We start from the raw sequence: 25,520 nt of genomic DNA on the forward strand, positions 1-25,520 counted from the left end.
CTACAGTGCCACAGTCCTGAAGCCCAGGTTGGCACTGGCCGAATCCGGTGTGTTGGAGCTCCGCGCGGCCAGGCGGTAACGGTTGCAGTAGGAATCGTGGCAGAGGTATGAGCCGCCCCGCATCACCCTGCCACGGCCGATGGTGGGACCTTGCGGGTCCTCGACCGTGCCTTGCGCGAGGCACGTCTTGTAATACTTGGGCAGGAACCAGTCGCTGCACCACTCCCAGACATTCCCGCTGGTCTGGTACAGGCCGTAGCCGTTGGGAGCGAAGGAACGGACGGGTGCCGTGGTGAGGTAGCCGTCGTCGAGGTCGTTGCGTACCGGGAAGTCACCTTGCCAGATGTTGCAATGGTGGGCTGCCGTGCCGGCGGCGTCGTTGAGCAGTTCATTGCCCCAGGGGTAGCGCTGCCCGGACAGCCCGCCACGGGCCGCATACTCCCATTCGGCCTCGGTGGGGAGCCGGCGGCCGGCCCATGCGCAGTATGCCAGGGCATCGTTGTGCGACACATGCGTCACTGGATGGTCTGCTGCGTCGCTCCAGTGGGAGAGCGGTCCCGCAGGGTGCGCCCAGTCCGCTCCCCGAACGTTCAACCACCACGGGACGTTGTTGACCCGGTTGAGGATGTCCTTGTGATCGGCTGTGACGGCCAGGTGGAACACCGCCGACGTCCCGAAGACCTCCGACTCGGTGCGGTGACCGGTGGCGTCGATGAACTCCGCGAATTCCTGGTTGGTCACGGTGGTGGCACTGATCCGGAAGGGGGAAACCCTTACTTGGTGCACTGGCGACTCGCCGTCGGCGTCGTAGCCTTCATCGAAGGGGTCGCCCATGGTGAAGACTCCACCCGGAACCTGGACGTCGTTGGGCTGGGCCGCGCGGACTGAACGTTCCGCCGACGGCGTCCCGCCCAAGGAAACCTCGACGGCGGTGGTCGCGTCCGCGCGCCGTTCCACCTCGGCCAGGGGGAGGGGCAGCCGTGGCAGCGAATGGTCCTCGGCGCCTGCGCCTGGACTACAGCATCCAGCCATAGCAACCCTCCTTCCGATGATGTCCAGTGCCCAATTCTACCGTGCAGATCACCGGCTGAAATGATGAAAGCTGATTTCTGCGAGCAGTTTCGATCATGATCTTGCAAAAAGAGATGGCCATCACTTATGGTTTGTTAAACGGTTAACGAGCGTGGCCTGAATCACATTGGGTTTTTGCTCAACACTTGAGGAGACAGCATGAACTCGACGACGGAACAGGCTCCGGCATTGCCCGAAGCTCGCCGAGTCCCGGCACCGGCGGGTGGGAAATCCCCGGGATCCGGTCCTGGGAAGCGGAAGAGGAACAAGGTCCCGCAGCAAAGTTTCCGGTCCCGTCTGCGCCGCGATAAGCAGATGCTGCTCATGATGGTGCCGGGTGTGGCCTTCCTGCTGCTCTTCTTCTACATTCCCATCCTGGGCAACGTCATCGCGTTCCAGGATTACCAGCCCTACCTGGGCATCGGGGACAGCCTGTGGGTTGGCTGGCAGAACTTCGTGGACCTGTTCGGCAACCCGGACTTCATCCACGCGTTCTGGAACACCCTCTACCTGGCCGCGTGGCAGTTGGTCTTCCTGTTCCCGGTGCCTTTGGTCCTGGCGCTGATTGTGGACTCACTGATCAGCACCCGGGTCCGCAGGATCTTCCAGAGCATCGCATACCTGCCGCACTTCCTGTCCTGGGTGCTGGTGATCGCGTTCTTCCAGCAGATGCTGGGTGGTGCGGGCTTCGTCAACAACCTGCTCCGGGACTGGGGCATGGATCCGATTCCGTTCATGACCAATCCGGAGACCTTCCCGGTGATGGTGGTGGTCCAGATGATCTGGAAGGACGCCGGCTGGGCAATGATCATCTTCCTGGCAGCCCTCGCCAGCATTGATGCCTCGCTCTATGAAGCTGCAGCAGCCGACGGGGCCGGGCGTTGGCGCAGGATGTGGCACATCACCCTTCCCGGGCTGCGCCCCGTGATCGTCCTGCTCCTGATCCTGCGCATCGGCGACATCCTCTCCGTCGGCTTCGAACAGTTCATCCTGCAGCGGGACGCCGTGGGCGCCGGGGCCGCGGAAGTGCTGGACACCTTCACCTACTACACCGGCGTAGTGGGAGGCGGCTGGAGTTCCGGCGCAGCAGCCGGTCTCGCGAAGGGCGTGGTCAGCGCCCTGTTGATCTACGGCGCGAACAAACTTGCCCACCGCTTCGGCGAAGACGGAATTTTTGCGAAACAAGCGCGCTAAAAGCCCGCGCTGCTGCCGCACAAGGAGAACCCCATGGCAACAACACTTTTCACCAAGAAACCCCGGGAACTGAGCTACAACCCCAAACGCCCGGTGTGGAAGGAAAAGCCTTCCGCGCTGTACCAAACGGTCAAAGCAGTGGTCTTGATCGTGTTCAGCTTGTCCATCCTGACGCCCATCCTCCTGGTGGTCTCAACCTCACTGGCGGACACCGAACAACTCGTGAAGGCCGGAGGCTTCGTCCTGTGGCCTGAACGCCCCACACTGGAGGCCTACGCCACCATCTTCAAAGGCCCCATGGTCCTGCAGTCACTCGGCGTGAGCATGTTGGTCACCGCAGTAGGCACCATCCTGGCGCTGTTCGTGACCATCACCATGGCCTACGCCACCAGCCGCTCGGTCCTCTTCGGCCGGCCGGTCATCCTGGCAGTCTTGTTCACGCTCCTGTTCGCACCCGGCCTCATCCCGTCCTTCCTCATGATCCGCCAGCTCGGCCTGCTGGACTCCCTGTGGTCGCTGATCCTTCCCGGCATCTTCGGGGCCTTCAACTTCGTGGTGATGCGCTCGTTCTTCATGAACATCCCGGGTGAACTGATTGAAAGCGCCAGGATCGACGGCGCCAACGACTGGCAAATCCTGTGGCGCATCGTGATGCCGCTCTCCAAAGCCGTGATCGCCGTCGTCGGCCTCTTTTACGCGGTGGGCTTCTGGAACTCGTTCTTCAACGCCCTCCTCTACATCAACGACCACAGCAAATGGCCCATCCAGCTGTTGCTCCGCAACTTCGTGGTCCAGGGCAGCGGCGCGGCAGACCAGCTCGGAATCACCACCACTCCACCGCCCCAGTCCATTCAGATGGCCGTGGTCGTGGTAGCCCTGGTCCCCATCCTGATGGTCTACCCATTCCTCCAGAAGCACTTTGCCAAGGGCGTCATCACCGGCGCCGTCAAGGGCTAGCCGCACCCGCGGACCCCGAAAAGAACTGAAACCCCACACCCCATGAAGCAAGTAACCAGAAAGGGTTATGCCATGACGAGCACTACCTCACAGGCTGGATTCAGCCGCCGCGGTTTCCTTGGCCTCGCAGGCTTGGCCGTGACCGCCGCCGGCCTGTCCGCCTGCGGTGGTGGCGGAGCCGCAAGTAACGGAGGCGCCGCTGCCTCTGCTTCGGTCAAACTGCCCACGTACAAGGAATTCACCGGCGTTACCCCGGACATCGCGGGCAACGCCAAGGGCCTCCAGGCCGGCTACTTCAAGCTGCCCACCGCTGTGCAGTCCGTGAAGACGCCACCGCTCAAGGGCAAAGTCACGGGCCTGACCGAAACCTTCGACACCATGAGCCCGGGCCTGAAGGACAATCCTTTCTGGCAGCGGCTCAACGCCAAGCTCGGCGGAGACCTGGAACTGCAGATCGCCGAAGACATCGGAGACGGCTACCCTGCGAAGTTTGCTACCGTCCTGGCAAGCAACGACCTCCCGGACATGATGTGGGTTCCGCCGAACCAGGGCATTCCCAACGTCGGCCCCATGCTTGAAGCCAAGTTCCAGGACCTGACGCCGTACCTCTCCGGTGACGCCGTCCTTGAGTACCCCAACTTGGCCGCGCTGAAGCCCGATTCCTGGAAGACCGCCGTCGTGAACGGCAAGATCTGGGGAGCTCCCATCCCCAGCACGCCATTCGGCCAGGTGTACGTGGGCAACCACGATGTCTGGGCTCAGGTAGGGGGCTTTGAGGCCGGCAGCGCTGACGAATTCCTGGAGAAGGCCAAGGAACTGACCCGCCCGGGCGACCAGAAGTACGCACTGGAGCCGGCCTACATCAACGCCCTCCACATGGTCACCGAATGGTTTGGCGCCCCGAACAGTTGGGCGGTCAACAAGGACCGCACCCTCACGCACCTTTATGAGACAGATGAGTACATGGCCGGCGTGGAGTTCACCGCCAAGATGTTCGCAGCTGGCGTCTTCTACCCGGACTCCAAGGCCACTGACATCCGGTCCCGGGTGGCCAACGGCAGTGTGGCCGCGCAGGTAGTGGTGGGTCCGCACGATATCCGCAGCTACCGTGCCCTGAACAAGGATGCGCAGTTCGATGTGCTGATCCCGTTCAGCGCCGACGGCAAGGTCAGGCCCGTGTACGACATGGGCTACGGCACGGTGGGTTTCACCCCGTTCAAGAAGGCCGAGGAGGGCAAGATCCGCGAACTGCTGGCCCTGATCAACTACCTGTCGGCACCCTTCGGCACTGTGGAGTACATGCAGAAGAACTTCGGCGAACTCGGCCAGGACTACACCGTGGACGCCTCGGGCAACCCGGCACGAACCGAGACGGGTACCACCAATGCGCCCGGCCTGGTATCGGCGCTGAACATCATGTCCAGTCCGGAGAACGTCATCTTCAACCCCGGTTTCGACGACGACACCCGCTACGTCAGCCAGCAGGAGGAGAAACTCCTCGAGTTCGCCTGGCGCAATCCCACCAACGGTTCCTACTCGGACACCAACGCCAAGGTGGGTGCCAAGATCACCAAGCAGTTGCGGGACAAGGTGGTGGATATCATCACCGGCCGCGCCAAGATCGACGAGCTCAAGGATGCGGTCAAGCGCTGGAAGAGCGAAGGCGGCGACAAGATGCGCGATGAGTACCAGGCCGCGTTGGACCCCAACGTGCCGGTATTCAGGAGCTAGCCTCAAACCAACACCGAACCGACGCGCAAACAAAGATCACCAGCAGGGGGAATCATGGCAAAAGCGAGCAGCACCGGAGTACGGCCCACCATCCGAATGGTGGCCGAACTGGCCGGCGTCTCCACCGCCACTGTTTCCTACGTGTTGTCGGGGCGGCGGGGCGATGGCGGACCGGGCGTTTCGGATCCGACGGCGGAGAAGGTGAAGGCAGCTGCGGAGCGGCTTGGCTACCGCCCCAACCAGGCGGCCCGTGCCATCAGGACGGGACGCACCAACACAGTGATCCTCTCGCTGACCATGCTGTCCGATCCGTGGTCCCTGTCCGTCATCGAGGCTGTGCAAAGGGCGGCGGTCCCGCTGGGGATCACACCGATGATCCTCGGCGACGCCGACTGGGTGAAAGTGCTCGGTACACACAACGCAGATGCCGTGTTCGTCGATGCCGTCCGGCCTGAGCAGCGGGACGCGCTGCGCAAGTTGGCCGAACATGGAACCACGCTGGTGGTCTTTGATGAGGAGGTGGAAGCGGAGGGCTTCGATGTCATCCGTTCCATCGCCGGGCCGGGCTGCCGCATGGCCGTGGAGCACCTGCTCCACGGCCACCGGCAGGTCGCTTGCCTGACGCCGGCAACAGCTGCAGGCACCTCCGGTGGGACTCGTTACCGGGCTTACTCCGACGCCTTGGCCAACGCCGGCATTCCGGAGCGGGACGATTACGTGGGGCTGTTCGACGGCACCAGCGCCGGGGCCTACGCGGCTGCCACCCGGCTGCTCAGCATGCAGGACCGGCCCACCGCCATATATGCCACCACGGATTACGCCGCGGTCAGTGCCATCAACGCCGCTCAACGGCTGGGGCTTGCTGTTGGCACCGACGTGGACATCATCGGTGTGGGCAACACCGTGGAAGGTGAGCGGATGTCACCTTCCCTCAGCACCGTGGGTCCCGTGGACTTCTTCGACAAGCTCTCCCGGTTGCTCCTGCGGCGGGCAACCGCCCAGTCCACCCCGGACTCGGCAACCGGCCCCACCGTCCTCGACTTCCCGTGGCACTTGTTCGTGCGCGAATCGGCGCCCCACCGCAGCGCCGCAACCAGACTTTACTAAGAATCAGCAGAAGGAAATTGCACATCATGGAAAAGGATTTGAAGGTCGGCATCGTGGGATTCGGCCTGCGGTCGGGTTTGTGGAGACACGCCCACAAGCCGGGCCAGGGCTCGGAGGTCGCGATCGTCTGTGACCTGAGTGAACGCGGCCGGGCCGACGCCGCCGAACGTATCCCATCGGCCCGGATTACGGACAATATCGAGGAACTGCTCGCCAGCGGCCTCGACGCCGTACTGGTCCTGACCCCCGACAACCAGCACGCCGCCGTCGCGGTCCAGACGCTCAAGGCGGGTATCCCCACCTTCTGCGAAAAGCCGCTCGACATCACGGTGGAAGCTGCAGACCAGATCCTGAAGACCGCCTACGAAACCGGCACGCGCTTGTACGTGGGCCACAACATGCGTCACATGCCGGTGGTGGTGCAGATGCGCCAACTCATCGAGGAAGGCCGGATCGGTGAGGTCAAGGCGGTCTGGTGCCGCCACTTCGTGGGCCACGGCGGTGACTACTACTTCAAGGACTGGCACGCGCAGCGCGCCAATGTCACCTCCCTGCTCCTCCAAAAAGGTGCGCACGACATCGACGTGATCCACTGGCTCGCCGGTGGTTACACCAAGCGGGTTGCCGCCGTCGGCGATCTTGCGGTCTATGGTGACGTCGCCAACCGCGCTGATAACACGGGCAAGCGCATGGGGGACTGGTTCTCGCTGGACAATTGGCCGCCAACCGAGCAGAAGGACCTGGCTGAGGTGATTGACGTCGAGGACATCTCCATGATGAACATGGTCCTGGACAACGGTGTGCTGGCCTCCTATCAGCAGTGCCACTTCACGCCGGACTACTGGCGGAATTACACCGTCATCGGCACCAAGGGCCGGATCGAGAACCTGGGCGACGGCCCCGGGGAGACCATCAATGTGTGGACCAGTCGGACGTCGGGATATGCGGCGCCGGACGAGGTCATCACTATCCAGGACGGCGAAGGCGGCCACGGCGGCGCCGACCCGCGCCTGATCGAGGAATTCCTCCGCTTCGCGTCGGAGGGCGGCCCAACGCAGACCAGTCCCATAGCTGCACGGCAGGCAGTAGTGGCAGGCATCCTCGCGGCTGAATCGCTGCGCGGCGACGGCTCAGCGCGAGAGGTCCCGGAGCTTCCGGCCGAGCTGGTGGCCTACTTCGACGCCGGCCAGCCCGCCTTGGTTCGCGACTGACCTAGTGGGGTGAGGAAAGCCCGGTCATGACGGTGTGAAGTGACTCGCACACCGTCATGACCGATTTTCGTTTCAGCGTTTCCGGGCGGGCCAGGATGTCGATCTTGCGCACGGAGTTCACTCCTGACAGCGGACGCAGCACCACGCCCGCGTCCAGCACCCTGCGCGCCGTGAAGCGCGGGAGGAGGCCGATCGCGCCGCCCGCCGAGACGAGTGCGGCAACCGTTGAGTAGTCGTTGATCCGGTGCAGCACTTCCGCCGGTCGCCCGCTCACAGCCACGACGGCGGCCAGGACGTCCGCGGGGGAGTAGCCGTCACGGCTGGTCACCCAGGGTTCATCCACGACGTCGGACGGCTCCAGTTCGCGGCGGGCTGCGAGCGGGTGATCCGCCGGCAAGGCGATGTCCAGCGGCTCGTCGGCCAGCGGAATCACCGCAACCTTGTCTTCCGGCCATTGCGGGCTGTTGTCCATGCGGTGCGCCAGCACCAGGTCGTACCGAGCCGCCAACCCCGGGAAATCCTCCTGGGCCACATCCTCGTCGGACAGGCGCAGGCGAGGCGACCTCCCGCCGTCGGACGCCAGCAACGCTGCCAGCGGCGCGAACAGCGCCTGCCCGGCACTGTGGAAGGCGCTCACGCTGACCGGCGCGTCGGGAGCATCGTGATACGCGCCGATCGCTGCCCGAGCATCTGCCATGGCATTCACGACGGCGGCACCCGCCTCGGCCAGCACGCGACCCGCGTCGGTCAGCACCAGGGAGCGGCCCTCCTTGCGCGTCAGGGGCACATCCACGGACTTCTGCAGCAGGGCGAGCTGTTGCGAAACGGCCGACGGCGTCACCATCAAGGTCTCGGCGACCGCCTTGACGCTGCCCAGGTCGCCGAGTTCCCGGAGCATCTGCAGCTGATGAATTTCCATTAGCAAATCCTAAATCGTTGATTGAGAAGAATCTAGTTGTGCTAAATCGTTGCCGGGGCTTCAATGGACTCAGCAGCAGTGAAGCAGCCCCAGCAGTGAGGAATCCCATGAAGGCTCTCTACAAATCCAGACCGCACGCAGGGTTCGAACTCGTTGACCGTCCCGAGCCCGAAGCCGGCGCCAGCGACGTCAAGATCCGTGTGATGACCACAGGCATTTGCGGTACCGATCTCCACATCCAGAGCTGGGACGCCTGGGCGCAAAGCATCATCGAAACGCCTTTGATCGCAGGCCACGAGTTCTACGGTGAAGTGGTGGAAATCGGCGAGGATGTCCGAGACGTCAAAGTGGGGGACCGCGTCTCCGGCGAGGGCCACGTGGTGTGCGGGATCTGCCGCAACTGCCGGGCCGGACGCCGCCAGATGTGCATCCACACTGTCTCTGTTGGCGTGCAGCGCGATGGCGCGTTCGCCGAATACGTCGTGATCCCGGAGACGAACGTCTGGGTCCACCACGATGAATCGGTCACCCCTGAGCTCGGCGCCATCTTCGACCCCTTTGGCAACGCCGTCCACACCGCCCTGAGCTTCCCGCTGGTCGGCGAAGACGTTCTCATCACAGGAGCTGGCCCCATCGGGCTGATGGCCATCGCTGTGGCCCGACACGCCGGTGCACGCAAGATCGCCATCACCGACGTCTCCGCGCCCCGGCTGGAACTCGCCCGCCGGATGGGCGTGGACCTCGCCGTCGACGTTTCCAAGATGCGCGTCCGCGAGGCACAGCAGGAACTCGGGATGCGCGAAGGCTTTGATATCGGTCTTGAAATGTCGGGACACCCCACGGCACTGCCTGAGATGATCGACAACATGAACCACGGCGGACGCATCGCCATGCTCGGCCTTCCCAGCCAGTCCATCGACATCGATTGGGGCAAGGTAGTCACCCACATGCTCACGCTCAAGGGCATCTACGGCCGCGAGATGTTCGAGACCTGGTACGCCATGAGCGCCATGCTGTCCTCCAACCCCGTGCTCCACCGCAGCATTTCCGCCGTCGTGACCGACAAGCTGTCCGCAGCTGACTGGGAAAAGGGCTTCGAGATTGCCCGCAACGGCACCGGCGGCAAAGTGGTCCTGGACTGGACCGAACTGTAAACCGGACCGAACCGCCACCCGGACCGCCAAAGACTTAGGAGCACCCATGTACTCAGCCATCAAAGACCAACTGCAGGGCGAACTGGACGAGATCCGCACCGCCGGCCTCTTCAAGACCGAACGCCACATCGATTCCCCGCAGGCAAGCCACATCGCCGCAGGACAGCTCGGCCAGCCGGCCAACAAGGTCCTGAACTTCTGCGCCAACAACTACCTTGGCCTGGCCGACCACCCGGACATCATCGCCGCCGCCAAGTCCGCCATGGACGAGCGCGGCTTCGGCATGGCCTCCGTGCGCTTCATCTGCGGCACGCAGGATCTCCACCTGGAGCTCGAAGCCCGCGTCTCGAAGTTCCTCGGCACGGAGGACACCATCCTGTTCTCCAGCTGCTTCGACGCCAACGGCGGTGTCTTCGAGTCCCTGTTCGGCCCCGAGGACGCCATCATCTCGGACTCGCTGAACCATGCGTCCATCATCGACGGCATCCGCCTGAGCAAGGCCAAGCGGTTCCGCTACGCCAACCAGGACATGGCAGACCTTGAAGCCAAGCTCGTTGAAGCCCAGGGTTCACGCCGCAAGATCATCGTCACCGATGGCGTGTTTTCCATGGACGGCTACCTTGCACCGCTGGAGGCCATCTGCGACCTCGCCGAGAAGCACGACGCCTTGGTCATGGTGGACGACTCCCACGCCGTCGGTTTCATGGGGCCCACCGGTGCCGGCACGCCCGAGCACGCCGGTGTCTCCGAGCGTGTCGACATCTACACGGGAACCTTCGGCAAGGCCCTCGGCGGGGCTTCGGGCGGATACGTTTCCGGCCGCGGCGAAATCGTCGCCATGCTGCGCCAAAAAGCCCGCCCGTACCTGTTCTCCAACTCCCTCGCCCCGGCCATCGTTGCGGCCACCATCAAGGCGATCGAGCTGGTTCAGGAGTCGGGCGAACTCCGCACGCGTCTCTTCGAGAACGCTGCGCTGTTCCGCCGCCGCATGAGCGAGGAAGGCTTTGAACTCCTCGATGGCGAACACGCCATCATCCCTGTCATGTTCGGCGACGCCGTGGTGGCCGCCAAGGTGGCCGACGAAATGCTCAACAACGGCGTCTTCGTAACCGCGTTCAGCTTCCCCGTAGTGCCGAAGGGCGTGGCCCGGATCCGCGTGCAGCTTTCCGCCGCGCACAGCGCTGACGACGTCGAAGCGTGCGTTCAGGCGTTCGTCAAGAGTCGCGCCGCCGTCGCCTGACGCTCTCTCGCTTCCCGCGGGTTTCCGGCCGATGCTCTCTCACTTCCCGCGGGTTTCCGGCCGATGCTCTCTCACTTTCTTCACGAAAGCGAGAGCATCGGCCTATAGGTGCCGAACGTACCTTTCCGGGGAGTCCAGGAATGATCGCCAGTTGGTGATCAGATCCAGTTCGGCCCATTGCCTGGGACGTAGGCCCCACTCTCCGACTTCAAGTATTTGGGCGCCCGGAAGTGCGGCAAGAAGTGGCGAGTGAGTGGACATGATGACATGGGACTTGCCTCCAACCAGCAACTCCTTGAGGACAGACAGCAGGCTGAGGCAGCCGTTGAAGGACAAGGCCGATTCCGGCTCATCCAAGACCCATAGCCCGGGTCCACGGAACCGGTCGACGGCGAGTTCAAGGAACGATTCGCCATGGGACATGTCGTGGAAGGGCAGGTCGCCGTACCTGCTGGGGTTCTTCTCCAAATAGGTGAAGAAGCCATGCATCGTCTCGGCGCGGAGGAAGTAGCCTCGCCGGCTGCTGCCCGCGTTGCGGATCAGTTGCAGATGGCTGCCCAATTCGGATTCAGTGGACCTTGTGGTGTGCCGGGCCCCTGTTGATCCGCCCTCAGGAGACAAACCGTAGGCCAAGGCGATGGCTTCAACCACTGTGGACTTACCCGGAGCCGTTTTCGCCCACGAGGATGGTTGCAGGCGTCAGATCCAGGCCGTGTTCCAGGAGTTGCGTGACGGGGGGAAGGTTGGCCGGCCATTGGGTACGGTCCAGCGCGTTGGTGGGACCTTCTGCCACTCGTCGGATCGGATGGTTGAGGTGCATGCCGTCATTGTTGCAGCCCCGGCCGACGTTGACCCTGCCCGGACCAGCACACCTCGCGACGGTGGGATGTGAGAGAGGGAGTGGGTTTAAGGGATGGGATGTGAGAGAGGGAGTGGGTTTAAGGGGCGGGGTGGAAGCCTGTCCACGTTCGGCCGGCTTCTGACAGGATGGAGCCATGGCTTCGAATTATGACGTGGTAATCGTTGGCGGCGGTATCGGCGGATTGTCGTTGGCGGCGGCACTGGCGGGCAAGTGCAGCGTCGCGCTCGTTGAGGCCGAGCAGTCCCTGGCTTTCCATACTTCCTCCCGCTCGGCGCGGCAGTTGATCCCCAGCTACGGTCCGGACGTGGTCCAGGAACTGACTGTTCGGACACTGGAAATGCTGGCGGAAAGGGACGCCGACGCAGCTGAGCCAATCCTGACCCCCCGCGGCTTCATGCTGGTGGGGGACGAAGAGACTGTGCATGCCGAGGCCAGCGGCACCATGCATCCCATTACCCATGACGAAGCCATGCGTCTCTGCCCGGCCCTCAACCCAGGATCCTTTACGGCAGCAGGGCTGGATAACGGCTCCTTCGGCTGCAACGCCCCTTTGCTCCTCGAGGAACACCGGCAGACTGCGGAAGCTGCGGGAGTGGACATCATCACCGGCGCCAAGGTGCACTCGGCCCAGCGGCTGGGGAGTGGCTGGCAGGTGGGCGCCGGCACGGAAGGTTTCCAGTCCGGCGTCGTGGTTAATGCGGCCGGTGCGTGGGCCGATGAGCTGGCCGTTATCAGCGGCGTTGAAAAGTTGGGCCTGCAACCGTACCGTCGGACAGCGGCAATCGTGAACGTGGAGAACCCGCTGACGCCGGAAACACCCATGGTATGTGCCGCTGACTATTCGTTTTACTTCCGCCCCGAGGGCAACCAGGTTTTGATCTCGCCGTCGGAAACTGTTCCGAGTGGAGCGGAGGATGCCAAGCCCTACCCGGGGGATGTAGAGAAGCTGATCCGCAACCTCAACGAGGTGACAACCATGGGCATCCGTTCTGTTGACCGCGCGTGGACTGGATTGAGAACCGAAGCTGCTGACGGCATCCCGGTGGTGGGCTTCGACGCTGAAGCGCCGGGCTTCTTTTGGCTGGCCGGTCAAGGTGGCTATGGATTCCAGACGTCGTCAGCCATCGCGGAACTGGCTGCGTCGCTGATCCTCGGCCACGTCACGGCGGACAGTCCGGAATCCCGGACAGCGGAGCAGCTCGCAGCCGTGCGCTGGTCCATCCGGCGCTGAACAATAGGGTCATGAGCGCAACCAATCCAACCACCACCCTCATCACCAATATCGGCGAGCTGATGACCCAGGACCTGGAACACCGAGTCCTCAAGGACGCGGCGATCGTGGTCGAAGGAGAGCGCATCGCATGGATGGGGTCCAGCAAGGACGCCCCCGCGGCTGACGAAAAGATCGACGCCGAAGGCCGCGCCGTCTTGCCCGGTTGGGTTGATTCGCACTCGCACCTGGTGTTTGCCGGTGACCGCACCGCGGAGTTCGAAGCCCGCATGGCCGGCGAAAGTTACAGTGCCGGCGGCATCGCAGTCACCACGGGAGCGACGCGCAGCGTCAGCGATGCCGAGCTCACCCGCCTGGTGCGGGACCGAGTGGCCGAGGCAGTCTCCCAGGGCACCACCTACCTGGAGAGCAAGACCGGTTATGGGCTGGACGTTGAGAACGAAGCGCGCAGTGCCCGCATCGCTGCGGCCGAAGTGGATGAGGTCACCTACCTCGGCGCGCACTTGGTACCCGCCGGTTCGGACCCCGAGGAATACACGGACCTGGTGTGCGGGGACATGCTCGACGCCGTCCTCCCGCACGTCCGCTGGGCAGACGTCTTCTGCGAGCGCGGCGCTTTCACCGAAGACCAGTCCCGTCGCGTCCTGACGGCGGCCCGCAACGCAGGTCTCGGCCTGCGGGTCCACGGCAACCAGCTCGGCGAGGGGCCGGGCGTGGCGCTGGCCGTGGAGTTCGCGGCTGCGAGTGTGGACCACGTGAACTACCTTTCGGACAAGGACATCGCCGCCCTCGCGGAAACCTGGACCGGCTGGGACGCCGCTACAGGCCAGGGAGCACGGGGCACGGTTGCTACCTGCCTTCCGGCTTGCGATCTCTCCACCCGCCAGCCTTTGGCGCCTGGGCGTGAATTGATCGACGCCGGCGTGCAAATCGCGCTGGCGGCCAACTGCAACCCTGGAACGTCGTACACCACGTCCATGGCTTTCTGCGTCACCACAGCGGTTCTCCAGATGCACTTGAGCGTCCACGAGGCCGTCCGCGCGGCGACGTACGGCGGCGCCTTGGCGTTGGGCCGGGAGTCCGGGAACGACGTCGACGGCGAACGCGCGGTGGGTTCGCTCGTCGTCGGCCATCGGGCTGACCTGCACATGTTGAAGGCCCCGTCGGCAACGCATCTGGCTTACCGTCCCGGGATCCCGCTGACGCACTCGGTGTGGCGGGCGGGCATACGCGCGGTCTAGGGCGGCGCGGCACAAACAACAGAGAAAGGCGGTGTTCCGGTGGGAACACCGCCCTTCTTTACTGAGGTGTGGAGTCTTTACTGAGGTGTGGAGTCTTTACTGAGGTGTGGAGTCTTTACTGAGGTGTGGAGTCTTTACTGGGGCGTGGAGCGACTATGCGCAGCTGAACTTCGCATCTGCCCAATCACCCCAGTCGTCGCCGGCATCATCGCCGTTCTTGTCGGCGATCAGCTCGACGTTCCGGACTCCGGTGATGTCCACGTTCAGGGGCAGTGCTGCTGAGTCGGCGCTGAGGACGGGGGTGCGGAGAAGTTCCCGCCCGTCGCCCTTCACGATGAACACCACTGATCCGTGCAGGCCCTTGTTCAGCTTGGCGTCGTCCACTCCCACCACGGCGGTGAAGGCGTTGCACTTGGCTTCCGTGGAGATGCTGATCTTCGAGTCGGCGTGGACGCCGATGCCCTTGGGGTAGACGACGCCGTCGAGCCGCAGTGCGGGCCCGTCGCCGGCGTTCTGCTCACCGTTGGCCCGGTCCCGTTCCGCCGGTCCCCAGCCGTTGGTGCTGCCGATCCAGGGCAGGTCGGAGGCAAAAACGGTGCCTTGCAGGACGGGTGCCGGCGGTTCCTGGGACGTGGAGGAGCAGGTGAACTTGGCGTCGGCCCAGTCCGCGTGGTCGTTGCCATTGGAGTCGCCGGCATCGTTGGCTGTCAGCTCCACGTACTGGGCGCCGGTGACGTCCACGGTGAGCGGCAGGGGAGCGCTGGACGCGCCCAACACCGGGGTGGTGACCTTGGTGGTCCCATCAGCCACTACGGAGAACTTCACGCTGCCCCGTGTCGGCTGGGCGTCATCGATGCCTACCGTTGCGGTAAAGGCAGTGCAGTAGCCGCCGAGGTAGTAGCGGACAGTGCCGTTGGCGTGGGCTCCGAGTCCCTTCGCGTAGACGGTGCCGTTCAGGGTGAGCGGCGTCCCGTCGCCGGCTCCGGTCCCGCCGTTGGACTGGTCCTTCTCCACCGGCCCCCAGCCGTTGGTGGCGCTGACCCAGGGGTGGTCGCTGGCGAACACTGTGGCCTGCGGCGGTTTGGGCAGTGTCCGGACCGTGGTGGTGGTGCTGATGGTCCGGCCGCCTGCAGGTTCTGTTGTGGTGGTGTAGCTGGCCTTGGCAGTGATGGAGTAGTCGCCGTCAGCCGATGCCGGGGCGGTGATTTTCCATGTGGTGGTGAGGTTGCCGCCAGCAGGGAGGGTTGCGGCAGTCGCAGGCGTCGAAGGGGTTGCCGTCCAGCCCTCAGGCAGCTCAAGCGCCACGGACAGTTCGGCGACAGCAGCCGGTTCGTCAGAGACAAAAGTGGTGACGAAGTCCTGGGCTTTGCCCTGCTGGACTACGTCGCCTTGAAGTTCGGCCGTAAGCTGTGCGCAGGCCGGGACGGCGTCCGAAGCGCCGAGGTCCTCCACCAGGAAGTTGTCCAGCGTGAAGTCCGAACCGTTGGAGCTGCCCGTGCGCTGCAGCCCTACGAAGTAGTCCCCGCAGAAGCCGGTATCCAGGATCTGCTCGAACCGGGTGGTGGAGGTTTTCGCGTCGATTGGTTGGCTGCCCGTGACTGCGGGCCCTGCCTGCGAGTCGTAGCCGGACACCCAGGCGTACTGCCCTGCCTTGGAATTCTGGTAGTCGAAGGACACCTTGTACTTGTGGCCGGCCTGGAACGGAATGCTCGCCTCGGTGGTGCGGTACACCATGCCCGGTCCGCCATTGGGAGCGCGGTTCTCGTCGTGGGCGATCAATGACCAGGTACCGTCCAGTACTTCGTCGATCACATTGGTGTGCCAGCCCTTCTGCGTGAAGGGTTCATTGCGTTCGGTGATGTGGGTGCGCGGGTCCGTGGAGCCGCCGGCGTCGCCCTTCACAAAGGGTCCCCAACCCTGGTCCACGTTTTCGAAATCTTCGCTGAGCACGCCGGTGGTGGCCACCTTGGTGGTCTTCACCGCCCGGAAGTCATCGACGCGCACTGTGGCGTCGCCGTCGGCGGCTTTGACGGAAACAGTGGCCTTCGTGTTGTTCCGCGGCACATCCACCAGCACCCGTACACGCTGGAACGAGGTACCGTGCTTCTCGTCGCCAGCGACGAAGTTTTCGGCATTGGATGAGTCGATGGTGACGCTTTCGGATGTGCCGTTGATGTCGACGGAGAGCGTGGTGGGACGGGCCTTGCCGGGCTGGATTTCAATCCATGCGCTGACGGATTGGGTTCCGGCATCCAGCTTGACTTCCTGGCTGATGGACGACGGCGTTGCCCCCAGCTCCGCGAAGCGGCGGCCTTTGTCGTCGCGCACCTGGGTGACGTGGCCCGTGGGGTTCCAGGGGGAGAGGTCGGCGCCGTTGAAGCCGGGATCGTTGAAGGCGGTGCCTTCGCCGAACTCGGCTTTCTTGGGAAGATCGGCCTTGTTGTTCCTGGGAGCAAGGACGTACGGCTGTTTGGAGTCGGCGTTGACGGTGACCTGTCCGTTGACCACGGGGACATCCGCCACCTTCACGCGTCCGTTGTCAGTCAGTTTGAACAGTTCAAGAGAGGTGGACTTGGCGAACTCCTTGGTGAGCGTCCAGGTGCTGGCACCCCCGGCCGGGTTGTAGTGGTAGAGCTTGTCGGCCTTGCCATTCTCCTTGGAGGACCACGGAAGGAGGTAGGTGCCACCTTGGAGGACGGATGCCCCGCCCACGGTGATGTTGCGTTCATCGGCGGTGTTTCCGGTGACGGCCACACCATCAGCGAGGTCGATCCGCTCGGCCGTCCACTTGGTGATGGGGTGGTGCTGCAGGAACTTCGCCGGGAGGTTGGCTGTCCAGACGTTCTCACTGAAGGCGTTGAAGTCGTTCTGACCGGTCCAGCCTTCGAACTCCACAATGTGGCTCACGCCGAGCTTGGGGTCCGGGTTCCACACGTCTGATTGGGTGTTGTTGATGAAGCGCAGGATCTGCGAGTTGACGCCTTTGTTGGTGGAGCCACCGTATTTTTCATCGTTGGCCCAGTGCGACCACGTGTTGTTCCGGGACAGGTGGTCAGCCCACTCGGAGCCAACCCGGAAGCCGTTCTTGACCAGTTCCTGCTGGAGGCGCTCGGCCAGCCATCCGAATTCGTAGTAGACGTCCACGTATACGAAGTCCAGGTTTTTGTCCGTAGCCTCGCGCAGTTCCTTGATGCGCTGAGCGAGCTTGCCGGAGTTGATGTCCTGGCGTTGGTTCATGTAGTAGGACTGGTCCAGCCAGTTCCACCCCAGGCCCTTGTCGGCCCGCAGGAGGTCTTCGCTGAAGGACTTGGCCTCCGGGTAGATCTCAGTGGCGTTGATGTGGACGCCGAAGCTGGCATTCCAGTCCTTGCCTTCCTTGACCAGCGTGTTGAGGTCTTCCAGGCCGCCTGCGCGGGTGTTGAAGTTGTTGCCGTAGTCCGTGTTGGCGGAGTCGTGGCCTTCGCTGGTGTAGCCCTTGAGCATGGCCACCTGGCCCAGCCCGTCCGTTGCCAAGGAGATGCGCTTGACGTCATCCAGGGTCCGCAGGAAGGGGTGGGTTGCCTGGGAGGCAAAGTTGAACGGGATGTGGGTGATCACGTTATCGGGGGTTTGTTCACCCTTGTGGGGGCTGACCTGGATGGTCCTCATGGCGATGGCGGCGTCCTGCCAGTCCACACCGCCGTCGGCGTTGGCGTCAGGGGTGATGGCGACGCGTGTCCAGGGTAGTTCTTCGGTGGTGGCAGAGCCTTCAGCGCGGTAGAGCCATTGGCCGCTGGCGAGACCCATGGAGACGCCACCTGCACCGTCACTGACCGCCTGCCGCCAGAAGCGGCCCCGGTCCTTGGCACCGGGCCCGGAGGAAGTGTCGTAAAGGGCGTTGGATTCGACGGCGGCGCCCAGGGCAGCGGTGTTGGCCAGTGCGTAGGCCGAACTCTTGGCGGCGGCGTCCAAGGGAGTCGACGCGGTGATCGGCGTGAATTCGTCTCCCGTCACGCCGCGATCCACGGATAGGTTGGCCGTGGACACCTGTGCCCCGGGCTGGTTGGAGCCCACGGTGACCAGGTTCAGCCGGGGGAGTTGCAGGGTCTTCACGAGGTGGTCCGCGGAGTCCTTGATCTCCGTGACGTTGAAGGAGACCACGTTTTTCTTCACCGAGAGCCGCGCCTTGATCACGGTGTTGCCAAAGTCGGGCACGGTGAGGACGTAATCCCTTGCGTCCTTTCCGGCGGCGGTGGACGTTCCGGTGACCGCGTATTCCAGTCCGTTGAGGGTGATGGTGTTCAACCGCACTGCGGTGCCGTCGAGGCGGGCCTTGGTGGCGGTGTCGGTGTAGCCAAGGACTTGGGGGAAGGTGGTGGCAACATCCACGCGGAGGTCGCCGGAGGTGAGGGTGGCAGTATCTGCGGCGCTGACGATGTCTGCCGGTTGGGTAGCCGGGGCTGCAGTTGCGGGCTGAAGGGACAGCAGTCCCAGCGAGGAGGAGGCGACGACACAGGCCAAACTCAATGAGGCGAGGCGTCTGGGGGATGACAAGCCGGGCATAATGCTCCTTCTTGATTTTTCCGAGCTAGTTATAGTCATGTTCTTGCGGACTCGTCTAAGACTGCTCTATGGGACAGAAGTTGACAAGAGTTAACAGTCAGTTAACTTAACTGCACATCTCGGCACACGCTTTCCGCCCTATGGCCGCTGTAATTGTCGCGGGTCCTTAATGACGCTGAATGCTCCTTGTTAGATCGAAAATGATCGTTTAGTGTTTCTATAGATCAGAAAACGTCATTAAGCTGAGCGGGAGCGGAACACACGATGAGCGAGAACACACTGGGCGCCTTCATGGAGGAAGAGCTGGTTTCCCAGCCCGACGTCTGGCAGCGGGCCGTCGAGCAGGCACGTACGGAGCGTTTGCTTCCCGCGGACGGCAAGCGCATCGCCGTCATTGGCTGTGGCACCTCCTGGTTCATGGCCCAGAGCTACGCCGCCGCACGTGAATCCGCCGGGAAGGGCGTGACGGATGCGTTCGCCGCTTCCGAGGCTTTCCTGAACAGCAACAGCGCCGACCGCCAGTACGACGCCGTTGTGGCCATTACTCGTTCGGGCACCACCACTGAGGTGCTGGAGATTCTGGCTGAGTTGAAGGGCATCGTCCCCACCGTCGCGATCATTGGCGACACCACCTCGCCGATCGTTGAACTGGCAGATGCGGTGGTCGGCCTCCAGTACGCCGATGAGCGTTCGGTAGTGCAGACCCGTTTCGCCACCACGGCATTGGTGTACATGCTCACGAGCCTTGGTATCGATGTGCAGCAGGCCATCGCGGATGCACGCGATGCCGTCACCGCTCCCGTTTCCCAGGAACTCCTGGACGCTGAGCAGTTCACTTTCCTGGGCACCGGTTGGACTGTTGGCCTGGCCCACGAGGCCGGGTTGAAAATGCGCGAAGCAGTCCAGGGCTGGACGGAGTCCTACCCCGCCATGGAGTACCGCCACGGCCCCATTTCCATCGCTGCCCCGGGCCGTGTCACATGGTTGTTCGGGACCCAGCCCGAGGGTTTGGACAACGACATGGCCATTACCGGCGCCCTCTACATTCACACGGACAAGCACCCGCTGGCTGAACTGGCACGCGTCCACAAGGTAACGCTGGAACGTGCTCGTGTCCGTGGACTGAATCCGGACCTGCCCCGCAACCTGACGCGCTCCGTCATTCTCGACGCTTCCGCCTAGGCACCCGTCATGGTTCTCGGAGCCGCAGAATCGCCGGTCCTCTCCTTTGATGTTGGCGGGACCGATATCAAGGCCGGGTTGGTTGACGCCCGGGGGGCCGTTTTGGGCATGCGCCGCGTTCCCACGCCGCTGGACCCTGCCCGACCCGGCGAAGCCGTCCTGGACCGGCTCGCTGAGCTTGCCGCCGAGCTGGCTGCCGAATTCCCGGGAGTTCCGGCCAGGGCTGCCGGCATCATCGTCCCCGGCATCGTGGACTCGGTGGCCGGGGTGGGCGTGTACTCCGCCAACCTCGGATGGCGTGACTTTCCCTTCACGGCCGAAGCCGAGAAGCGGCTCGGCATTCCTGTGGCGTTCGATCATGATGTGCGTTCCGCCGCAGCGGTGGAACACAGCTTTGGTGGGTCCAAGGAGTTCAACGATGTTGTGGTGATGGTGGTGGGCACCGGCATCGCGGCAGCCGTTTTCTCGGGCGGCAAGGCTGTGACCGCGGGAGGTTTCGCCGGCGAACTCGGCCATGCCCAGGTCCCGGATCCCGACGCCGCCCCGGGCACCACAGGTTCCACCATCCTGGAAGCCGTGGGTTCCGCCGGTGCCATCGCCAAGCGCTACCACCGGGCTTCCGGAAACAGGGTAAATGGTGCTCGCGACGTGTTGCTCAAGGCAAGCGAGGGTGACCAAGCAGCGGCCCGGGTCTGGGCCGACGCAGTGGATGCCCTCGCCTTCACCATCTGCCAATGCGTCAACATCATTGGCACTGAAGCTGTGGTGATCGGCGGCGGCCTTGCCGAAGCCGGGGATGAACTCCTTGATCCTCTCCGCACCCGTGTTAACCAGATCCTGGATTTCCAACGGCGACCCCACCTGATCCGCGCCCAGCTGGGACAGGACGCAGGCCTCCTGGGAGCTGCCATCAATGCACGTGGCCTGTTGGGAGCCGGACAATGAAGCGAGCCAACGTGAACCGCATCATCACAGTGACGGCCAACCCGGCCATCGACATGACCTACACCGTGCAGGGGATCACCGAAGGGGCCAGCCATCGTGTGCCGACCCCGTTGAGCCGCGCCGGCGGCAAAGGGATCAACGTAGCCCGCGTCACCCACCAGCTCGGATACCCCGTCCTCGCCATCGCGCCCACGGGCGGAGCCGCCGGACAGACCTTGGCCGCCGAACTCTGGACCAGCGGCGTGCCACACACCCTGGTGGGAGTTGCTGCCGAAACCCGTCGCAGCATCGCGCTCGTGGACACGGTGGCAGGCGAAACATCCATCTTCAACGAAGAAGGCCAAGCGCTCCTTCCGGATGATTGGCGTTCCCTCCGGATCGCAGTAGTGGAGGCCGTGAGCGGCAACCGCAACCTGCCCGCCTCCGTCCTGGTCGGTTCCGGCAGCCTCCCGCCTGGCGCCCCCGCGGATTTCTACCCGGAGCTGGTGCGCCTGGCCCACGACGCCGGCATCCCGTGCATCATCGACACCTCCGGTCCCGGAATCATCGCCGCAGCCAAGGCAGGCGCAGAAATCCTCAAGCCAAACCACCACGAACTTGCAGAGGCCACGGGCGAGTCCAGCCTCGAAGCGGCAGCGCTCTCGCTGATAGGCATGGGTGCCCGCACCGTGCTGGTGAGCGCCGGCGCCGACGGCATGCTCGCCTTTGACCATGCCGCTCCGGGCGGCTACTGGAGCGCGCGCCTGCCGGAATCGCTCAGTGGAAACCCCACAGGGGCGGGCGACGCCGGTGTGGCAGCTGCCGCCGTCGCGCTCGCCGAAGGCATCACAGAGCCCCGCGATATTCTTCGCCGGGCTACCGCCTGGTCCGCCGCCGCAGTGCTCATGCCCGCAGCGGGCGAGATCTCGCCCCGGTACCAGGAGCTGCAGGACCAACTGATCGTTACATGGAAGGAGACCCGGTGACCCTGGTCAACACGCGGGAACTGATGGACAAGGCCGCGGCCGCAGGAACGGGCCAAGGCGCGTTCAACATCATCCACATCGAAACAGCCGAAGGGCTGGTGGCAGGAGCCGAGGCCGCCGGTGTTCCGCTGATCCTGCAGATCTCCGAGAACTGCGCCAAGTACCATGGCGGCCTGGAACCCATCGCGTCTGCAGCCCTGGCGATCGCCCGTTCCGCCTCCGTGCCCGTGGCCCTCCACCTGGACCATGCCGAGTCCGAAGACCTCGCACTCGCCGCCGTAGACCTCGGTTTCGGTTCCGTCATGTACGACGGCGCGCACCTGCCTTACGAGTGGAACGTTGAAGTCACCGAACGGGTGGCTGCGTATGCGCACGAACGAGGGGTCTACGTGGAGGCCGAACTGGGCAAGGTGGGTGGCAAGGACGGGGCCCACGCGCCCGGTGTCCGGACCGACCCCGCCGAGGCGCAGGCATTCGTTGAGGCCACCGGCGTGGACGCACTCGCCGTGGCCGTGGGGTCGTCCCATGCCATGACGGAGCGCAGTGCCGCACTGGACCTTCACTTGATCACCCGGCTGAAGTCCGCGGTGGGAAAACCGTTGGTTCTCCATGGCTCTTCCGGTGTCACAGATGAGATGCTCGTAGCCGCTATCGGCACAGGTATGACTAAGATCAACGTATCCACACATTTGAACGGGTTCTTTACCCGCGCCGTCCGTGAGTACCTCGATGCCAACCCTGCAGTGGTGGATTCCCGGAAGTACATCAAGGCCGGCCGGGATGCCCTGGTGTTGGAGTCCGCACGTATGCTGACGCTGTTCGCCAAAGCGAAATAGCTCCGAACCCGCGAAAGGCTTGTCATGACCCGCACCGATCGGCTGACCGCCATCCTCGATCTCCTGGCCGAGTCCGGCCATGTGGAAGTCGAGGACATCGTGACGCGTCTAGGCGTGTCACCTGCCACGGCCCGTCGGGATCTTGACAGCCTTGCCAAGCAGCGGTTGCTCAGCCGTACCCGGGGTGGTGCCACCACCGGGTCGGTGGCCTATGACCTCCCCGGCCGCTACAACCGGGACGACCACGCTGAGGCCAAGCAGGAGATCGCACTGGCAGCGTCGTCGTTGATCCGGCCGGGGGCCGTCATCGGCCTGAGCGGTGGAACCACCAACACAGCGCTTGCGCAACTCCTGTCCACCCGTGAGGACCTCAACGCGCCGTCCAACCGGCCCACCCTCACCGTGGTAACCAACGCCATCAACATCGCCTCGCAGTTGGCGGTTCGTCCCAACATCAAAATCATGGTCACCGGGGGCATCCTCAACCCGCGCTCGTACGAACTCGTGGGTCCGTACACGGACGTCATTATGCAGAAGGTCGCTTTGGACATCGCGTTCATCGGCGTCAACGGCGTTGACCCGGACCTTGGACCCACCATTACGGACGAAGGCGAAGCCATGGTCAACACTGTGATGGCACGCCGGGCCACGGAATCCTACGTGGTGGCCGACTCCTCCAAGGTGGGTCGCCGCTCCTTCGCCGCCATGGCTGGCTACGACTTCCGGCACCTGATCACGGATTCCGGGATCAGCGCGGAGGACAAAGCTGCGTTCGAAGCCAAGGGCACGGAAGTCATCGTCGCCCCTGCCGGCTAGAAGCGCATCCTGGGTGCGTGCAGCACGGAGTCGTCCACATCCCTGGGCACCCACTGGCTGAACGGTAAATCCAAACTGTACTGATCGCCGTCGTTCTTGATCAGCGTGCGCAACTCGGCGTTGTCCGGGTTGTTGAGCGACTCGAAGTATTCCACCGTCCAGTGGAACCACCGCATGCAGAAAAGCCGCATGGTCAATCCGTGCGTCACCAAGAGCGTGTTGGGAGCATAAGTGGGCTTCTGCCAGTGCCGGTAAAGAGTCTCCATGAACGAGGACACGCGGTCGTACACGTCCGAACCCGACTCGCCCTCGCGGAACCGGTAGAAGAAATGGCCGTAGAGGTTGCGCAGTTCCTTTTGGTCCTCGATGTCCCCGGAGATCTGGAAATTGGCCCAGTCCTGCTCACGCAGCCTCGGCTCCTCGATGACGCGCTCGACCAACGGTCCGAGGTTCATGGCCTCCAGCGTCTGGTAGGCCCGCAAATAGGGCGAGACGTAAACGCAGACCTGCTCTCCATCGAGCTTTCGTCGAAGGTCCTCACCGGCGATCCGTGCTTGCTCCAGCCCGGCTTCGGTCAACGGGATCCGATAATCCGGCACGCGGTTGTAGATGGACGTGTCGGCATTCGCGGCGGACTGGCCGTGCCGGATCATGAAGATTCTCTCTGGGGCACCCATCCCACCAAGCATAGGGTGGCCATTCCCGGCAAAGAGGCAGGAACTGCGGGCAAGATAGGTACATGTTCCTTGCTTCCCGCCGCCGGCTGCGCGCCGAAGTACTTATTGTGCTGGGCCTCTCCCTGGGCCAGTCGGCCGTTTACTCCGTGGTGCAACTGTTCGACAAGATGACGCGGGCGCCGTTGGCAGACGCAACGTCTACCCTGAACAGGTCCCAGAGCACCCGGGAGTACTTCGACCTCACGTACCAGCTGTTGGACATCGTGTTCGCCCTGGTGCCAGTTGCCTTGGTGTTTTATTTCCTGTCCACGCATGTCCAGGCAAACCGGAACGGCGACAGCGGTTCAGCATTCGCCCGGCTCGGCTTCAACTTTGCCCGGCCCGGCAAGGACCTGCTCCAGGGCCTGGGCCTGGCGGCGCTCATCGGCATACCGTCCCTTGGCCTCTATGCGGCGGGCAGGGCGCTCGGGATCACCACTGCGATTGTCCCCAGCGGCCTGGACGCCTACTGGTGGACCGTGCCGGTGCTGATTCTCTCCGCCATGCGCCACGCGATCGTGGAAGAAGTGATCGTGGTGGGGTATCTCATGGACCGGTTCGGGAAGTTCGGATGGAGCATGCCCGTGGCCATTGTGGTCAGTGCGGTCCTGCGGGGGAGCTACCACCTGTACCAAGGGTTCGGGCCGTTCATTGGCAATGTGGTGATGGGCTTGGTGTTCGCCTGGATCTACACCAAGACGAAACGCGTGATGCCGCTGGTGATTGCCCACGCGTTGCTGGACATTGTGGCGTTCGTCGGATTCAGCCTGTTCGGCAAGGCGATGGGCCTGGGATAACGGCGGAAGGACTGCCGTTAAAAGTATCCGGCCGCCATCGGTGGGTGACGTCATTGGCACCCGCTGATGGCGGCCGAAGCTTTACCCGGGCACGGTTGTCCAGGGCCGGGACGAGCCCGGATCAAAGGAGTGGTCAGATGGTGACAGCTCCGGAGGCGGTTTCGAACGTGACTGCCAGGATGCCCGGGGTGCCGTGCGGAGCCATCCACTGGACCGCAACGTCCTCGAGCGGCTTCTCCACCGGTTCGCCCAACCATTCGGTCACGCGTTCAGCGGAGCCCGCGATGGTGAGGCTGGACATCTTGACGTCGCTCTCGTAGACCTTGGACGGGTGCAGTGAGGGGTCACCTTCCCATTTGAGAAGGTACGGCACCTGGGGATCGGCGATCAGGCCGAGAATGCCAATCTGCTGCCACACCAACTCACGGCCGTCAGGGAATTTGCGGTTGCCGGGGACCGCGGCGCGGCCGAGGCGATCCTCAAACGGAGCGAGGTCGTCAACTGCCACGCACCAGCCCATCCAACCGCCGCCGGCGGCCGAGCGTGCCCGGACGGCCTGGCCAAAGGGTGCTTTGTCGGAAGCGGGGTGGTCCAGGACCTCCACGACTTCCAGGTATTTGTTATCCGCAAGGGGAATGATCATGTTCCGGGTACCGAAGCGCGGGTGCACTCCGCCCCGGACAGCGTCCACTCCCAATGCCGCGGAAATTCGTTCGGTAGTGGCCAAAAGGCCATCTCGTTCACAGGCGTAAGAGACGTGATCCATGCGCATGGCTTCATCTTGGCACTTTGTGATCGGGGTC

General features: G+C 63.7%; 20 protein-coding genes and 1 pseudogene. 15 read left to right on the forward strand and 6 right to left on the reverse strand.

Annotated features, from left to right (window positions below; translation table 11 throughout):
* Positions 1 to 1,032, reverse strand: a complete 1,032-nt coding sequence (locus FQP90_RS16010) for a formylglycine-generating enzyme family protein (RefSeq protein WP_144652074.1) — start codon at positions 1,030 to 1,032, stop codon at positions 1 to 3.
* 198 nt (positions 1,033 to 1,230) lie between these two features.
* Between FQP90_RS16010 and FQP90_RS16015 the strand changes: the two genes are divergently transcribed.
* The 5 genes from FQP90_RS16015 (at position 1,231) to FQP90_RS16035 (ending at position 7,271) form a co-directional block, all read left to right on the forward strand.
* Entirely contained in the window at positions 1,231 to 2,265 is a 1,035-nt protein-coding gene (locus FQP90_RS16015) for an ABC transporter permease (protein WP_144652075.1), read from the forward strand.
* A 33-nt stretch (positions 2,266 to 2,298) separates the two neighbouring features.
* A complete protein-coding gene (locus tag FQP90_RS16020; RefSeq protein ID WP_090819386.1) occupies positions 2,299 to 3,222 on the forward strand; it encodes a carbohydrate ABC transporter permease in 924 nt (307 codons plus the stop codon).
* A gap of 72 nt (positions 3,223 to 3,294) precedes the next feature.
* Positions 3,295 to 4,953 (forward strand): sugar ABC transporter substrate-binding protein, encoded by a 1,659-nt coding sequence (locus FQP90_RS16025; protein ID WP_144652076.1) that lies wholly within the window; start codon positions 3,295 to 3,297, stop codon positions 4,951 to 4,953.
* Positions 4,954 to 5,007: 54 nt separating this feature from the next.
* The gene (locus FQP90_RS16030; RefSeq protein ID WP_144652077.1) at positions 5,008 to 6,060 is read left to right on the forward strand and encodes a LacI family DNA-binding transcriptional regulator; all 1,053 of its coding nucleotides are present in this window, start codon (positions 5,008 to 5,010) and stop codon (positions 6,058 to 6,060) included.
* 26 nt (positions 6,061 to 6,086) lie between these two features.
* Positions 6,087 to 7,271, forward strand: a complete 1,185-nt coding sequence (locus tag FQP90_RS16035) for a Gfo/Idh/MocA family protein (protein WP_244296804.1) — start codon at positions 6,087 to 6,089, stop codon at positions 7,269 to 7,271.
* A 1-nt stretch (position 7,272) separates the two neighbouring features.
* Here the strand turns inward: FQP90_RS16035 and FQP90_RS16040 are convergent, their stop codons facing one another.
* Positions 7,273 to 8,190: a LysR family transcriptional regulator gene (locus FQP90_RS16040; RefSeq protein ID WP_144652079.1), complete on the reverse strand. Its 918-nt coding sequence runs from the start codon at positions 8,188 to 8,190 to the stop codon at positions 7,273 to 7,275.
* A gap of 107 nt (positions 8,191 to 8,297) precedes the next feature.
* On the opposite strand from FQP90_RS16040, the gene tdh reads away from it, so the two are divergent.
* Both tdh and FQP90_RS16050 read left to right on the forward strand, forming a co-directional pair.
* Positions 8,298 to 9,344, forward strand: coding sequence for an L-threonine 3-dehydrogenase (gene tdh / locus FQP90_RS16045; RefSeq protein WP_144652080.1), 1,047 nt, complete (start codon positions 8,298 to 8,300; stop codon positions 9,342 to 9,344).
* A 46-nt stretch (positions 9,345 to 9,390) separates the two neighbouring features.
* The gene (locus tag FQP90_RS16050) at positions 9,391 to 10,584 is read left to right on the forward strand and encodes a glycine C-acetyltransferase (protein WP_144652081.1); all 1,194 of its coding nucleotides are present in this window, start codon (positions 9,391 to 9,393) and stop codon (positions 10,582 to 10,584) included.
* Positions 10,585 to 10,686: 102 nt separating this feature from the next.
* Here FQP90_RS16050 and FQP90_RS16055 read toward each other — a convergent pair.
* Positions 10,687 to 11,404 (reverse strand): annotated as a pseudogene (locus FQP90_RS16055) (AAA family ATPase).
* A 175-nt stretch (positions 11,405 to 11,579) separates the two neighbouring features.
* Between FQP90_RS16055 and FQP90_RS16060 the strand changes: the two are divergent.
* Positions 11,580 to 12,677 carry an NAD(P)/FAD-dependent oxidoreductase gene (locus tag FQP90_RS16060; protein WP_144652082.1) on the forward strand — a complete coding sequence of 366 codons (1,098 nt, stop codon included), beginning with the start codon at positions 11,580 to 11,582 and terminating at the stop codon, positions 12,675 to 12,677.
* An 11-nt stretch (positions 12,678 to 12,688) separates the two neighbouring features.
* The gene (gene hutI, locus FQP90_RS16065; protein ID WP_144652083.1) at positions 12,689 to 13,918 is read left to right on the forward strand and encodes an imidazolonepropionase; all 1,230 of its coding nucleotides are present in this window, start codon (positions 12,689 to 12,691) and stop codon (positions 13,916 to 13,918) included.
* A gap of 153 nt (positions 13,919 to 14,071) precedes the next feature.
* Here hutI and FQP90_RS16070 read toward each other — a convergent pair whose 3' ends face one another.
* On the reverse strand, positions 14,072 to 18,460 hold the full coding sequence (locus FQP90_RS16070; protein WP_144652084.1) for an endo-alpha-N-acetylgalactosaminidase family protein: 4,389 nt from the start codon (positions 18,458 to 18,460) through the stop codon (positions 14,072 to 14,074).
* 264 nt (positions 18,461 to 18,724) lie between these two features.
* On the opposite strand from FQP90_RS16070, the gene FQP90_RS16075 reads away from it, so the two are divergent.
* From FQP90_RS16075 to FQP90_RS16095, 5 genes are read left to right on the forward strand one after another with little or no spacing between them, the layout of a single operon-like run.
* Positions 18,725 to 19,642, forward strand: coding sequence for an SIS domain-containing protein (locus tag FQP90_RS16075; protein ID WP_144652085.1), 918 nt, complete (start codon positions 18,725 to 18,727; stop codon positions 19,640 to 19,642).
* Between the two features lie 9 nt (positions 19,643 to 19,651).
* Positions 19,652 to 20,587, forward strand: a complete 936-nt coding sequence (locus tag FQP90_RS16080; protein WP_144652086.1) for an ROK family protein — start codon at positions 19,652 to 19,654, stop codon at positions 20,585 to 20,587.
* Positions 20,584 to 21,552, forward strand: coding sequence for a 1-phosphofructokinase family hexose kinase (locus tag FQP90_RS16085; protein ID WP_144652087.1), 969 nt, complete (start codon positions 20,584 to 20,586; stop codon positions 21,550 to 21,552). Before FQP90_RS16080 ends, FQP90_RS16085 begins: the two co-directional genes overlap by 4 nt.
* Positions 21,534 to 22,388, forward strand: coding sequence for a class II fructose-bisphosphate aldolase (locus FQP90_RS16090; protein ID WP_144652088.1), 855 nt, complete (start codon positions 21,534 to 21,536; stop codon positions 22,386 to 22,388). The genes FQP90_RS16085 and FQP90_RS16090 overlap by 19 nt, the downstream gene beginning before the upstream one ends.
* 24 nt (positions 22,389 to 22,412) lie before the next feature.
* Positions 22,413 to 23,204 carry a DeoR/GlpR family DNA-binding transcription regulator gene (locus tag FQP90_RS16095; RefSeq protein WP_144652089.1) on the forward strand — a complete coding sequence of 264 codons (792 nt, stop codon included), beginning with the start codon at positions 22,413 to 22,415 and terminating at the stop codon, positions 23,202 to 23,204.
* Here FQP90_RS16095 and FQP90_RS16100 read toward each other — a convergent pair.
* Positions 23,201 to 23,881 (reverse strand): histidine phosphatase family protein, encoded by a 681-nt coding sequence (locus FQP90_RS16100; protein ID WP_244296805.1) that lies wholly within the window; start codon positions 23,879 to 23,881, stop codon positions 23,201 to 23,203. The two genes, FQP90_RS16095 and FQP90_RS16100, sit on opposite strands and share 4 nt — an antisense overlap.
* A 62-nt stretch (positions 23,882 to 23,943) precedes the next feature.
* Between FQP90_RS16100 and FQP90_RS16105 the strand changes: the two genes are divergently transcribed.
* Positions 23,944 to 24,717, forward strand: a complete 774-nt coding sequence (locus tag FQP90_RS16105; protein ID WP_144652091.1) for a CPBP family intramembrane glutamic endopeptidase — start codon at positions 23,944 to 23,946, stop codon at positions 24,715 to 24,717.
* 133 nt (positions 24,718 to 24,850) lie between these two features.
* On the opposite strand, the gene FQP90_RS16110 is transcribed toward FQP90_RS16105, so the two are convergent.
* Positions 24,851 to 25,489, reverse strand: coding sequence for a VOC family protein (locus tag FQP90_RS16110; protein ID WP_144652092.1), 639 nt, complete (start codon positions 25,487 to 25,489; stop codon positions 24,851 to 24,853).
* Between the last annotated feature and the right edge of the window lie 31 nt (positions 25,490 to 25,520).

The sequence above is a fragment of the Paenarthrobacter nitroguajacolicus genome, assembly GCF_007786235.1.
GTDB lineage: Bacteria > Actinomycetota > Actinomycetes > Actinomycetales > Micrococcaceae > Arthrobacter > Arthrobacter nitroguajacolicus_A.